This is a genomic window from Chryseolinea sp. H1M3-3 (assembly GCF_029360725.1).
In the GTDB taxonomy this organism is placed as follows: domain Bacteria; phylum Bacteroidota; class Bacteroidia; order Cytophagales; family Cyclobacteriaceae; genus Chryseolinea.
Map to the genome: position 1 here is coordinate 258,241 of NZ_JARKMY010000001.1, position 12,306 is coordinate 270,546.

Genomic DNA, 12,306 nt, shown 5'->3' on the forward strand with positions numbered 1-12,306 from the left:
ATACGTTAGCTATTCTGCATTAATTCAATTCCTTCACGTAAAATGGCCTGCACATGATGTTTTGATACATCCACAAATTCACATAGTGCCAGATCCTCTTCAATTACCTCATAGATACCCAGCGCCTCCATGTCATCATAGTCTTCTGCGATGATCGCCTTTAGCAGGTGCGTTGGCAGTATGTCCATGGGTGTCACTTTTTCAAAAACACCAGTCTGTACAAATGCGCGCGGTTCACCCTTTGTATTGCTATCTAAAATATATTCCTTATTGTAATTCAGAAATGAAAAAAGACCCCATGCCCGGCTCAGGCTTAATTTATTTGACGAAGGCGTGATCCACCCAAGAAATTCATATTGATCTCCTTCAGGGATTACAGAAACCAGGTGATCGAAAAATCCCATATGGTCTTCCCTGCCGATTTTTGTTCCGGTCAGAACATTGCCGGATACGATGCGCACATGGTCTTGCTTCAAATTATTTTGAATGAACTTCTTAACTGATGCTCCAGTATAAGTTTTGTAATACTGAGGATCCTTAACTTCAGAACCAGCTACCGCAATAATCTTGGAAGCATCGTAAATTCCGTTTAGAAAAAGTTTACCCATTTGAATTACACCATACGGATTAATCGTCCAGATGACATCACTTTTTCCGAGTGGATCTAAATGATGAATTTGGACACCTACACAACCGGATGGATGTGGGCCGGAGAATTTATTAAGTTCTACTCCATGCGCTTGCGAAAAAATTGCTCCTATCTCTTTCTTAGTGTGGACATTGAGATGAATAGGACCGGTCGTAAGCTTCTTTAAAATTTCAATTCCTGTCTGAAAGTATTGCTCTTGTCCTTTAAATAGGAAGTTATAATCGGGTGCTAAGGGATGCGAATCAAAGCCAGAGATAAAAATGGATTTCGGTGTCTCGGCAGGATCAGCGACTACGCCAAACGGACGTTGTACCAAATTTAACCAAACACCACTTTTTAAAAGCTGTTGTTTGACAACCTCGCGACTAAGGTTTTCAATTTCCGAAACAGAGTATTTGTTAAAAGGTAGATGTTCAACGGTTCTGTCAGCAAGTATTTTAACTTCGAGTAGCTTACGCTTTTCGCCCCGTTTAACCTCTACCACTTCTCCACTAACGGGAGAAGAAAAGATAATGCTTTCATTTTTTTTATCGTGAAAAAGCGGAGCGCCCGCTTTGACGATATCGCCTTCACTTACTACGACTTTTGGCATGTAAATACCGTTAAAATCGGTTGGCTTAATAGCGAAAGTTTCGGGTTGATCAGTTTGCGCTAATTTCGTAGTGGCTTTTCCTGAGAGATTGATATCAAAGCCCTTCTTCAATCGTATAAATTTGCCCATGTACCTGGCGTCTAAATTTAGGACGTGGCAAAATTAGCATTTTTAACAACATACAATAGGAGAATCCCAATTTTTGAAATACTATCGGGACGTAAGTTTTTTGCTATTATTTGGCGTAAAAAAGGTGCCCTTAAGCATTTATGATCATCTTGGCCAAAGCCAATCGGACAACTTCATCCACTTGCTCATCCAGTGATACATGAGTGGTGTCAATCAATATAGCATCATCGGCCTTTCTCAGTGGACTCTCAGCGCGTGTAGTATCAATTTCATCGCGCTGTACGATATTCGTGATCACATCATCGAGGTCTATCATCCTATCTTTTTCCAACAATTCTTTCTGACGCCTAAAAGCACGCACCAACAAATCAGCACTCATAAAGAGTTTCAATTCTGCCTGTGGAAAAACTACCGTACCAATGTCACGACCGTCCATCACCACCGCCTTTTCCTTACCCATTTTGCGCTGTTGTTCCACCATCGCCATTCGTACTTCTTTAATGGCGCTTATTTCACTGACGCGTTCTGATACCCGCATGCTTCGAATAGTCTTTTCGACATTGAGGCCATTAAGAAAAGTTTCTGTAACGTTTTTTGAATTGACTACAAAAGCGATGTTTATTTGTTGAAGCGCGCGTGAAACTTCCTTTGGATTAGTGATTGCAACGTGATGCTCCATAAAATACAACGTAACGGCACGATACATTGCGCCGGTATCAATGTACCTATAGCCCAAAATATTCGCCACGAGTTTGGCTGTGCTACTTTTTCCACATGCTGAGTAACCATCAATGGCTATAACGATTTTACGTAGATTCATCAGCAGTCTTTTAAAGGACAAGGCATTGGTTTTCCTGGTTTGATTTTTTTGTGTTTGTGCGGATGATGGGAAGCACAGGAAGCCAAAAGCAGTATCATCAAGAAGATGGATAAAAGTTTTTGTAATCTTTTCACTACGCAAATGTGGTTATTGATCAACCCAAAAATAGGTATTTGAACCGGCTGTGCAACCTGGCCACAACGGTTATTTTGTTCGTTCACCCTTTACTGCATCCAAATAATACGAATTAGCATTGCGCTCCATGCGGGGTTGTAAAGACCCGCAACAACTCAAATACTTTGTCGGATAATTTTTTGATCGTTCAACGTGTCGTAAATTGATTAAAAAATTAGACGCTATGGAAACGAACAAGGAAGGAAGAACAGAGAAAACTTTTAAAAACTTTGGAAAAAAAGTGGATGAATTTTTGGCAGAGTTGGATGAAGCGAGTGAAAGGATGCAAAAAGAATTCAAAGAAAAATATGATGACCTCAAGCAGACTGCAGAAAAAGTAAAAAATGAATCTGAAAACAAAGAGCGGTGGAAAGAAGTGGAGGATAGCTTAAAAAAAGCTGGCGATGAATTAGCAAACGCGTTTAAAGCGGCATTTAAGAAGAGGGGACCAGAGGGCCCTGTTCAATAACGTAATAAAATGTGGAGACGCATGGCTGCGTCTCTACATTTTCAAAATTAAATTTTAGTTGTCTTCCATTTCCCTTGTCTGAAAATTAGAATAGAAGCAACGGCCATTAGTGATTCAGCAATTGGAATAGCCGAAAATACACCCGTTGTTCCTGCTCCTAACCAATTCGCCAAGGCGTATGCCATTGGAATTTGTATTACCCAGAAGCCAAAGAAGCTGATAACCGTCGGAGTTCGCGTGTCACCCGCACCATTAAATGACTGGCCAACAACCATTCCATAGGCGTAAAATATATAACCGACGGAAACGATTTTAAGACATTGAATACCATTTTTCAACACCAGGGCATCAGTTGAGAATAGTTCTATGATAGGCTCCGCCATGCTGAAAAATATCACTGTAATGAAAGCCAAAAACAGCATGTTGAAAAAAGCTGTTCTCCATACTGATTTTTCCGCTCTTTCAGGATGACCTGCTCCCAAGTTTTGTCCTACCAGTGTAGCCGCAGCGTTGGCCATTCCCCATGCCGGCAAAATGGCAAACACAATCACGCGTATGGCAATGGTATAACCGGCAACTGCTTCACTTCCAAAATCCGATAAAATTCGAACTAGAAAAATCCAACTGGCAGACCCGATCAAAAATTGTCCCGTACCGCCTGCAGAAACCTTGATCAATCGCCAAATGATGTCCCACATCACTGCAATATTGGTACGAAGTTTTATTAACCCTTTGCCGTTGAATAAATGATAAAGTTGAAATAAGACCCCGATTCCTCTCCCGATATTGGTAGCAATTGCAGCTCCCTCTACGCCATAGGCAGGTATAGGACCAATGCCGAAAATAAAAACCGGATCGAGCATAATATTAAGCCCATTGGCGAGCAACAACGCGCGCATAGCAATAGATGCATCACCTGCTCCGCGGAACACCCCATTAATAAGGAACAAAAGCATGATCGTGATGTTGCCTGTAAACATCCAGCGGGTGTAACCTGAATTATTTTGAATAAGCGATTCGCTCGCACCCATCACGCGAAGGATATCTTCAGAAAAGAAAATGCCTACGATGGAAATGAGTAACGATATGCCTACACCAATGTAGATAGCTTGCATCGCAGCAACTTGTGCTGCTTTGATATCCTTCTCTCCTACCCTTCGGGCAACCATGGCCGTAGCACCCATGCTTAATCCCATGGCCAAAGAATATATAAGCGTGAGAACGGATTCGGTTAGCCCTACCGTAGCTACTGCGTCATTGTCATTCAAACGACTTACATAGTAAACGTCCACTACGGCAAACAATGACTCCATGGCCATTTCCAGAATCATCGGAATGGATAACAGCACAATCGCTTTATCAATACTGATCGACGTGTAATCTTGGGTATCGCCTCTCAGCGCTTGTTTAAAAAGGCGAAAAAAAGAATTGAGTTTTTTAGAAACTGACATTCAATAACGATTTAAAATTTTAACAAATGGAAAAATCCTCCGCAGAGGGAGGTGAGAACATTAAAGATGTTTGGACGTACCAAACCTAAAACACAATGACCATAATTCGTTAAAGAATGTACCGAAAACTAAGCTTACGATAAAGATTGCATAAAGTTTGGGTTAGGAAGGAAAAAATGTAATTAATTTTCACAACGCAGGATGCGTTAATACTTAAAAGTAACGGTCATTACTTTAACTATTAACGTTTATCTATTATTTCAATCTTTTTGAACCGTACTTGCGCCGGAGGTATTTGTGGTAAGTGAGGGATTACCGCGGTATAAAACTGAACTGGCCCCGCTTGCTGTTACGCTCAACTCGTCTGTGGCTGTTACCCTTGCTTCGCTGGCACCAGTTACATTCAGCGTAGCTTCTCTGACCGGATAATCGAAAGCTTTAAGAGAGGAAGCTCCGGAAACTTCACCATGCAATTCATCTCCCGATCCAAACAATACCGCTGACGATGCTCCGGAAAGTATTAGATTTATTTCGCGAAAATCTGCATCTAACTGCGACACGGAAGCACCTGACAAATAAAAATCAAAATCATCGTCGCTCGTAAAACCTCTTATTTTTGATACACTTGCGCCTGAAAAATTAACAGATTCCAGCCGTGGCATGGTTATGTCAACATAGGTGCTGTGATGACGATTACTATTATCTTCAAATTTAATCATGAGTGTATTCCCACTCTTGTAAACTTCAAGGTCGTCGATGTTCCTGCGGTCCCCGCGCACTTCTATACTAAATGTATTACCGTGTTCCACTTCGATATTAAAAGCATCTCCCATTTCTAATCGATCGAAATCGGTGATGGCATAGTCCTTACGGACTTCCTGCAGCGGACCCGGGTCCTCACGAAAACAAGCAGTAAGAACTGGCATGATGATAAGCACAAGAATGGTAGAAAAAGCATGAACATGTCGAAACATAGTAGTGTTATTTGCTCATTAGACAATCGAGATTGTCATCACCCCTATATCGCGATTAATAAATTTTCAAGGATGATCAACCTTGCATTATGGAAATGGTTTTGATGTTTACAAATTCCTTGATGCCAAATTCTGACAATTCTCTACCATAGCCGGATTTTTTGATCCCTCCAAAAGGAAGTCTCACATCAGAGCGCATAAGTGCATTTATTAAAACGGACCCCGATTCCAATTCCCGCGCAATACGGACCGCCCGCTCCAAGTCTTGCGACCAGACAGTAGCTCCCAAACCATACCGCGTTTGGTTGGCCAGTGCGATGGCTTCTGTTTCATTTTCAACAGTAATCACGGCTGCTAGTGGGCCAAAAGTTTCTTCCTCAAAAGCAGGCATTCCCGGGCGAACATCGTCTAACAAGGTCGCTTGAAAGTTACATCCCTTTCTTACGCCTCCAGCCAATAACCTGGCACCCTTGGACATTGACAATTGCATTTGGCTTTGTAGCTTCTCTGCCAAATCAATTCGCGCCATGGGACCTAAGGTGGTTTTTTCATCAAACGGATCCCCTTGAACAAGGGATTTTATTTGCGCTGCAAATCGCGACACAAATTGTTCTTTAACAGACTTGAAAACAATAAATCGCTTAGCGGCGATGCACGATTGCCCTACGTTTTGCATCCTTGATTGCGTGGCAATTTTCACGGTACGGTCCAGGTCAGCATCCGGCAACACGATAAAAGCGTCACTCCCGCCAAGTTCAAGCACGCTTCTTTTGATATTCTTACCAGCGATGGACGCTACGTTCGACCCTGCAGCCTCGCTACCTGTAAGCGCCACGCCTTGGACAATGTCAGAAGTGATAACATGCTGAACCAGATCCACTTCTATGACCAGACTTTGAAAAACTCCAAGCGGAAATCCTGCCTCTAAAAATATTTTTTCAATCATTAAAGAGCATTGCGTGACATTTGGCGCATGTTTTAATATTGCAACATTACCGGCCATCAATGCTGGCGCTGCAAACCGGAAGACTTGCCAGAACGGAAAATTCCAAGGCATAATAGCTAACACAGCGCCTATCGGTTGAAAAGCAACAAAGCTTTGCTTCGCTTCCGTAGATATGGACTGATCCTTTAAAAATTCCGCGGCATTTTCCGCAAAGTATTCGCATGCCGTAGCACTCTTTTCTACTTCAGCACGGGCTTCCGTTAACAGCTTTCCCATTTCCAAAGTAATGGTGCGGGCATACGCTTCTTTGTTTTGCCTGATGATTGACGCCGCCTTTAACATCAGATCACTTCGCTGTGCATAAGAAGTTTTTTTCCAGTCGCGGAATACTTTGGCGGCTACGTGAAGCTTTTCATTGACCGTTGAGGCAGTCATAACAGGAAACTCGCCGACTATTGACTGATTGAATGGATGTATCGATTTAAACATGAAATTCAATTTATGTTTTAATAGGGCAAAACGAAAAAAAGAAAAGCCAGGTTCTCAGCCTGGCTTTAGTCATTTATGATTTACAGAAATCTTATCCGATGGATACCCGTTTAAATTCAGCTACTGTTAATCCTTTGGACACACTATCCAGGTATTGGGCCACAGTCTTAGAGTTGTCTTTCACAAAGGCCTGGTGCAATAAGGTACTATCCTTAAAGAATTTATTCAGCTTACCTTGTGCGATCTTTTCAACCATATTTTCAGGTTTGCCTTCAGCAAGAATCTGAGCTTTCGCAATTTCAAGTTCTTTCTCGATCAATGATTTGTCGACAGATTTTTCGTCTACAGCAACCGGGTTCATTGCGGCAATTTGCATCCCTACGTCTTTTCCAGCTTCTGTTACATCCTTTCCATTGATGCCCTTCAAAGAAACCAATACACCGAGTTTGGAACCAGCGTGAATGTAAGGAACTACGGTTTCACCTTTCATGTGAATGTACTCACTCACTTCGATTTTTTCGCCGATTTTACCTACCAGCTCAACGATTTTATCATTTAATGTAAGCGCACCAGCTTTAAGATTTAATAAGCCTTCTTTGTCGGCCGGCTTGCTATTAAAAGCAGTATCGGCAATTAGTTTTCCTAAAGCTTGAAACTCTTCATTTTTAGCAACAAAATCTGTCTCGCAATTAAGCGCAATCAGAACAGCTTCTTTTTTATCATCACTTACCTTAATGAAAACAGAACCCTCTTTTGCATCACGGTCAGAACGAGATGCAGATACTTTCTGTCCTTTTTTTCTTAAGATTTCGATGGCTTTTTCAAAATCTCCACCTGCTTCGGTAAGGGCTTTTTTACAATCCATCATACCGGCACCAGTCATTTGGCGGAGCTTGTTTACATCTTGCGCTGATATAGCTGACATATTATATAGTGATTTTAATTTTTATGATTTGGCCTAAAATAAACCGTCCCACCGGCTTAATTGTTTGCAAGCGGCAGGACGACTAAAAACTTCTATGTTTTAAATATCTACTTCGTTTCTTCTACCGGCTCGTCTACTCGTCTTTTTTCGTCTTCATCCTTTTTATGGGCGGCATCTTCCTTGTCTTTCTTGCGCTCCATCAACGACTCTTCAATTACTTTACCGATGTGCTTGGTAAGGATGGAGATTGACTTAAAGGCATCGTCATTTGCAGGAATTGGGAAATCTACTCCAGAAGGATCAGAATTTGTATCAACCAATGCAAAAACAGGGATGTTCAATTTTTGTGCTTCAGTAACCGCGATATGCTCACGTTTCACATCAATAACAAAAAGTGCTGCTGGAAGCCTATTCAAGTCGGCAATACCTCCTAATAATTTTTCAAGTTTCGCCTTCTCGCGTGTAATCATTAATCTTTCGCGCTTTGCAAGGTTGGTGAAAGCTTCGTCCTTCATCAACTTTTCAATCTGCGCAAGTTTTTTCAATGATTTTCTGATCGTTGCAAAATTGGTTAGCATACCACCAAGCCAGCGCTCAGTTACAAAAGGCATGTTCAATCGTTTCGCTTCATCCGTAACAATATCCTTTGCTTGTTTTTTAGTAGCAACAAACATGATTTTGCGTCCGGAACGAACAATATTTTTTAAGGCAAAAATAGCTTCGTCCAATTGTGACAAAGTTTTGTTCAGGTCAATAATATGGATGCCATTATTTTCCATGAAGATGTACTCAGCCATCTTCGGATTCCATTTACGGGTAAGGTGACCAAAGTGAACACCTGCATCCAATAATTCCTGATATGTTAATTTTTCAGCCATTCTGTTTTTACGTATTGTTCTATCGCTTGCTAAACTGGAATTTCCTTCTTGCCTTTCTACGGCCTGGTTTCTTACGCTCCACCATTCTTGAGTCACGGGTCATGAAGCCCTCTTTCCTCAGGGTTGGTTTATTTTCGGCGCTAATTTCAACCAATGCGCGGGCAATACCTAAACGCACTGCCTCAGCTTGTCCTGTTACACCACCACCTTCAACGTTAACAGTTACGTCATAACTGCCTTCTAACTTAAGAGCAGCTAACGCTTGTTTCGCAAGTGTTTGATGAATCTCCGAAATAAAATATTCTTTTAAATCGCGATCATTTACTAAAATATCTCCTTTACCCGGCTTTACATACACCCGGGCAATGGATGTTTTTCGTCTACCGATGGTGCTTGTAATCTGCATGTATTAGAACTTTAATTCTTTAGGTTGTTGTGCTGTGTGAGGATGTTCTGCGCCGGTGTAAACGTGTAAGCTTCTGTAAAGCTCACTTCCCAATCTGTTTTTGGGTAGCATTCCACGAACAGCATGTTCAATTAAACGCTCAGGGTGTTTTGAACGAATTAATGTAGGAGTATGCTCGCGTTGACCGCCTGGATAGCCTGAATGGGTAAAAATAACCCGGTCGGTCCATTTTTTACCTGTCATTCTTACTTTCTCTGCATTGATAACAATAACATTATCACCGCAATCGACATGCGGGCTATAGCTTGTTTTGTGTTTTCCACGCAAAATACGCGCTATTTCGCTCGCAACGCGGCCTAATACTTGTGAATTTGCATCCACCACAAACCAGCCTTTCTCCACTGTGGCTTTATTGGCGTAGCTTGTTTTGTAGCTATTGTGATCCATTTTTTATCAATTAAATACAGTACCCCCTTCAAAAAGGGACACAAAGGTAATTTGCTGTTCCGGGAAATGCAAGCTGCTTTAACAAATTTGAGAATTTAAGTATTGAACAGTCTCCAGGCGAAAGACAAATATACAAAATCGCCAAAACTATTGATTCCGGCTCTCATGATTCATTCTACCCATTTTCCCCACTCACGGCACAGCTTATAAAAGCAGTCCCTCATTCGTTCATATCTAATTGCTTAATTAGTACCTGAAAATCTTTTGGATAGGGTGCTTCAATTGTCTTGGTGGTGCCTGCCAAGTCGCTAAATTCTAGCGAAAACGCATGCAATGCCATTCTTTTCATGACAGGTTGCTCTTCCGTATCTTTCTTCAGGTTAAAGTTTCTTTTGACCTGTGAAAGGAAAAACGGCTTTCCACCATACAGTTCATCTCCTGTAATAGGTGCTCCTAAATAAGAAAGGTGGAGTCGGATTTGATGCATCCTTCCCGTTATGGGTCTGCACGACAGTAGCGTATGATGACGGTAAGACTTAATAGAGGTAAAGTATGTAACGGCAGGCCTACCCTCGCGCTTACTGATTTTTGCGATGCCATCGTCTTGCTTCAGTATCGGCTGATCAACCATAGTATCATTGAATTGATGTATCTCGTCAACCACGGCATGATACAATTTTGTCACTTGGCGTTTTTCAAATTGAATACTCAGGTGACGATAAGCTTCCGGATTTTTGGCAATCGCTAAAACACCTGACGTATCTTTGTCTAACCGATGACATACCTGCGCATCTGCACAATACGTTCTGGCTAGGCGCAAAAGGTTTACCTTTTCATTTCGATCCTCCAGCGTTGATAAAAAGGGAGGTTTGTTTACGAGAATATAATTATCATCCTCGAAGAGAATGATGTCAGCAAAATTTATTTTAAAATGTTTCAATTTTTTTCCGTCTTAATGGTGTCTGGCGAATCGCTCATTTCCGGTTTCACACGTGGCAATCTAAAACTAAAAGTTGAACCTTTCCCAGGAAGGCTTTCTACATCAGCCTTTGTATTGTGCCCTTCCAATATATGTTTAACGATGGCCAGCCCCAGGCCAGTTCCACCTTTTTCACGACTTCGGCTTTTATCCACCCGGTAAAAGCGTTCGAAAATTCTCGATTGCTGATCGTAGGGAATACCTTCTCCAAAGTCCTTCACTGAAGTGGTTACGTATTTTTTACTGATATCAAAAGATACAATTACTTCGGAGCCATCTTCGGAATGCTTAATAGCATTCGAAATAAGATTTGTCATCACCTGGCTTATCCTTTGCCAGTCTGCCCATGCGCTAACGTTTTGTGAGGAACGCTCTATGCGAAGCGACACATCTTTTTTGTCGGCCTTATCTTCAAATTGTTCGAATACCTCCTCCGTTAACTTATTCAAATCAATATTTTCGAAGTGCATTTTAATCTGGCCCGTTTCAATTTGTGATAACGTAAGAAGATCCTGAACAAGGACATCCAGTCCATCCAGGCTCTTTGCCGCTTTCTTTAAAAATTTTATGCGTACGGTTTTATCATTCACGGCGCCATCTAGCAAAGTATGCACAAACCCTTGCGCTGCAAAAATTGGTGTTTTCAGTTCGTGTGAAACATCGGCAATAAATTCGCGCCGAAACGCTTCCATTTTTTTTAATTCGTCAATTTCTTTCTGCTTAAGATCTGCAAAAGAATATATTTCGTCGTTGATAGTTTTTAGCGGATTGAGTGCCGGCTTTTGCTTGTCGAGATTAGCAAGTTCCTTCTTCTTCAGCTTATTTACCAGCTTATGAATCTTATTGATTTCGCGGAAAATCAAAAATTCAAGCACAACAAAGATGAGTAAATAAGAAATTGAAAAGCTTATAAAAAAAGCAACGGTTAATGCGCTTAAGTCAACACTTTTGACAAGTGATAAAAATAAAGAAGTAATAAGTGCAATGCAGACTGCAAGCAAAAGCGCTAATCCGCGTGAACTATAAACCATGCCGGAAAGATAGTTATCCGTTGTGAGTTAACCGTCATCAGAACAGACTTGACGTCGATTTGACGTAAAAAATGAACGATAAATTCAAGCCACAAGCTTACTGCGTAAATTTGTACCCAACGCCTTTTACAGTTGTTATATAATCTTCTCCAATCTTCTCTCTGACTTTTCGAATATGCACATCAACCGTGCGCGCTAATACATACACGTCGGTACCCCAAATATTTTGAAGAAGGTCCTCGCGGCTAAATACCTTATTTGGATTTTGCGCTAGAAAATAAAGCAATTCAAATTCCTTCTTGGGAAGATTTATTTCTTTGCCCTTTACAGAAATCGTATAGCTCGTTCTGTCGATGGTAAGGTCTCCAATGGTAATGATGTTGGATGGTGACGTCTTCTTTGAATCTCGCCTGAACAGCGCACTGATTCGACTCATTAAAGCCCGTGGTTTAATGGGTTTCGTGATATAATCATCGGCACCAATATCAAAGGCAGCCACTTCGGAGTATTCTTCCGATCTGGCGGTAAGAAAAACAACAAACATCTTTTGCAATTCAGGTAAATCACGCAGTTGCCTGCAGGTTTCTACCCCATCCATTTTTGGCATCATGATATCCAACAGCACGAGATCAGGTATAAATCTCTTTGCAATGTCTACGGCCTTTGCACCATCCAGCGCAGTCTTTACTTCGTAGCCGTTTTTTTCAAGATTGTATTTAAGAAGTTCGAGGATTGGCTCTTCATCGTCAACGACAAGCACTTTGTGCATTGGCTTGTTACCCATAGTTTAATTCTTTACACAAAAATACGCCGGAATTGAGGGTTTTAAAAATGGACAACGCTTTATTAACAATTCCTTAATGACCCGGAAAATGGACTCATCCTTTCTCCATGTTAGCTCCATGATAGCTCCATGTTAGCTCCATGGTGTCCATGCTAAGCCCAAT

The 12,306-nt window shown here is 41.4% G+C and carries 13 protein-coding genes; 1 reads left to right on the forward strand and 12 read right to left on the reverse strand.

Going from position 1 to position 12,306, the window contains the following annotated elements:
- Positions 1-5: 5 nt before the first annotated feature.
- Both P2W71_RS01025 and cmk read right to left on the reverse strand, forming a co-directional pair.
- Positions 6-1,370, reverse strand: a complete 1,365-nt coding sequence (locus P2W71_RS01025; protein WP_276365869.1) for a Na(+)-translocating NADH-quinone reductase subunit A — start codon at positions 1,368-1,370, stop codon at positions 6-8.
- 130 nt (positions 1,371-1,500) lie between these two features.
- Complete coding sequence (gene cmk / locus P2W71_RS01030) at positions 1,501-2,190, reverse strand: (d)CMP kinase (RefSeq protein WP_276365872.1); 690 nt, start codon at positions 2,188-2,190, stop codon at positions 1,501-1,503.
- Between the two features lie 358 nt (positions 2,191-2,548).
- On the opposite strand from cmk, the gene P2W71_RS01035 reads away from it, so the two are divergent.
- Entirely contained in the window at positions 2,549-2,833 is a 285-nt protein-coding gene (locus P2W71_RS01035) for a hypothetical protein (protein WP_276365875.1), read from the forward strand.
- 47 nt (positions 2,834-2,880) lie between these two features.
- On the opposite strand, the gene P2W71_RS01040 is transcribed toward P2W71_RS01035, so the two are convergent.
- The 10 genes from P2W71_RS01040 to P2W71_RS01085 all read right to left on the reverse strand — a co-directional run bounded on the left by P2W71_RS01040 (position 2,881) and on the right by P2W71_RS01085 (position 12,143).
- Positions 2,881-4,284 (reverse strand): MATE family efflux transporter, encoded by a 1,404-nt coding sequence (locus P2W71_RS01040; protein ID WP_276365878.1) that lies wholly within the window; start codon positions 4,282-4,284, stop codon positions 2,881-2,883.
- 260 nt (positions 4,285-4,544) lie between these two features.
- On the reverse strand, positions 4,545-5,258 hold the full coding sequence (locus P2W71_RS01045; protein ID WP_276365880.1) for a head GIN domain-containing protein: 714 nt from the start codon (positions 5,256-5,258) through the stop codon (positions 4,545-4,547).
- Between the two features lie 76 nt (positions 5,259-5,334).
- On the reverse strand, positions 5,335-6,693 hold the full coding sequence (locus P2W71_RS01050; protein WP_276365883.1) for an NAD-dependent succinate-semialdehyde dehydrogenase: 1,359 nt from the start codon (positions 6,691-6,693) through the stop codon (positions 5,335-5,337).
- Positions 6,694-6,784: 91 nt separating this feature from the next.
- Positions 6,785-7,618, reverse strand: coding sequence for a translation elongation factor Ts (gene tsf / locus P2W71_RS01055; RefSeq protein WP_276365886.1), 834 nt, complete (start codon positions 7,616-7,618; stop codon positions 6,785-6,787).
- A gap of 107 nt (positions 7,619-7,725) precedes the next feature.
- Positions 7,726-8,496 carry a 30S ribosomal protein S2 gene (rpsB, locus tag P2W71_RS01060; protein WP_276365888.1) on the reverse strand — a complete coding sequence of 257 codons (771 nt, stop codon included), beginning with the start codon at positions 8,494-8,496 and terminating at the stop codon, positions 7,726-7,728.
- A 19-nt stretch (positions 8,497-8,515) separates the two neighbouring features.
- Positions 8,516-8,902 carry a 30S ribosomal protein S9 gene (gene rpsI / locus P2W71_RS01065; protein WP_276365890.1) on the reverse strand — a complete coding sequence of 129 codons (387 nt, stop codon included), beginning with the start codon at positions 8,900-8,902 and terminating at the stop codon, positions 8,516-8,518.
- Positions 8,903-8,905: 3 nt separating this feature from the next.
- Complete coding sequence (gene rplM, locus P2W71_RS01070; protein ID WP_276365892.1) at positions 8,906-9,349, reverse strand: 50S ribosomal protein L13; 444 nt, start codon at positions 9,347-9,349, stop codon at positions 8,906-8,908.
- Between the two features lie 220 nt (positions 9,350-9,569).
- A complete protein-coding gene (locus tag P2W71_RS01075) occupies positions 9,570-10,289 on the reverse strand; it encodes a pseudouridine synthase (protein ID WP_276365896.1) in 720 nt (239 codons plus the stop codon).
- Positions 10,286-11,359: an ATP-binding protein gene (locus tag P2W71_RS01080; RefSeq protein WP_276365898.1), complete on the reverse strand. Its 1,074-nt coding sequence runs from the start codon at positions 11,357-11,359 to the stop codon at positions 10,286-10,288. The genes P2W71_RS01075 and P2W71_RS01080 overlap by 4 nt, the downstream gene beginning before the upstream one ends.
- A 97-nt stretch (positions 11,360-11,456) precedes the next feature.
- Positions 11,457-12,143 (reverse strand): response regulator transcription factor, encoded by a 687-nt coding sequence (locus tag P2W71_RS01085; protein ID WP_276365900.1) that lies wholly within the window; start codon positions 12,141-12,143, stop codon positions 11,457-11,459.
- Positions 12,144-12,306: the final 163 nt, after the last annotated feature.

What these genes read in the sequence shown, in the direction of transcription:
- tsf (WP_276365886.1), bottom strand. Translation starts at nt 7,618, where the DNA reads ATGTCAGCTATATCAGCGCAAGATGTAAACAAGCTCCGCCAAATGACT.
- rplM (WP_276365892.1), bottom strand. Translation starts at nt 9,349, where the DNA reads ATGGATCACAATAGCTACAAAACAAGCTACGCCAATAAAGCCACAGTG.
- P2W71_RS01025 (WP_276365869.1), bottom strand. Translation starts at nt 1,370, where the DNA reads ATGGGCAAATTTATACGATTGAAGAAGGGCTTTGATATCAATCTCTCA.
- P2W71_RS01040 (WP_276365878.1), bottom strand. Translation starts at nt 4,284, where the DNA reads ATGTCAGTTTCTAAAAAACTCAATTCTTTTTTTCGCCTTTTTAAACAA.
- P2W71_RS01035 (WP_276365875.1), top strand. Translation starts at nt 2,549, where the DNA reads ATGGAAACGAACAAGGAAGGAAGAACAGAGAAAACTTTTAAAAACTTT.
- P2W71_RS01085 (WP_276365900.1), bottom strand. Translation starts at nt 12,143, where the DNA reads ATGGGTAACAAGCCAATGCACAAAGTGCTTGTCGTTGACGATGAAGAG.
- P2W71_RS01080 (WP_276365898.1), bottom strand. Translation starts at nt 11,359, where the DNA reads ATGGTTTATAGTTCACGCGGATTAGCGCTTTTGCTTGCAGTCTGCATT.
- P2W71_RS01045 (WP_276365880.1), bottom strand. Translation starts at nt 5,258, where the DNA reads ATGTTTCGACATGTTCATGCTTTTTCTACCATTCTTGTGCTTATCATC.
- P2W71_RS01050 (WP_276365883.1), bottom strand. Translation starts at nt 6,693, where the DNA reads ATGTTTAAATCGATACATCCATTCAATCAGTCAATAGTCGGCGAGTTT.
- cmk (WP_276365872.1), bottom strand. Translation starts at nt 2,190, where the DNA reads ATGAATCTACGTAAAATCGTTATAGCCATTGATGGTTACTCAGCATGT.
- rpsB (WP_276365888.1), bottom strand. Translation starts at nt 8,496, where the DNA reads ATGGCTGAAAAATTAACATATCAGGAATTATTGGATGCAGGTGTTCAC.
- rpsI (WP_276365890.1), bottom strand. Translation starts at nt 8,902, where the DNA reads ATGCAGATTACAAGCACCATCGGTAGACGAAAAACATCCATTGCCCGG.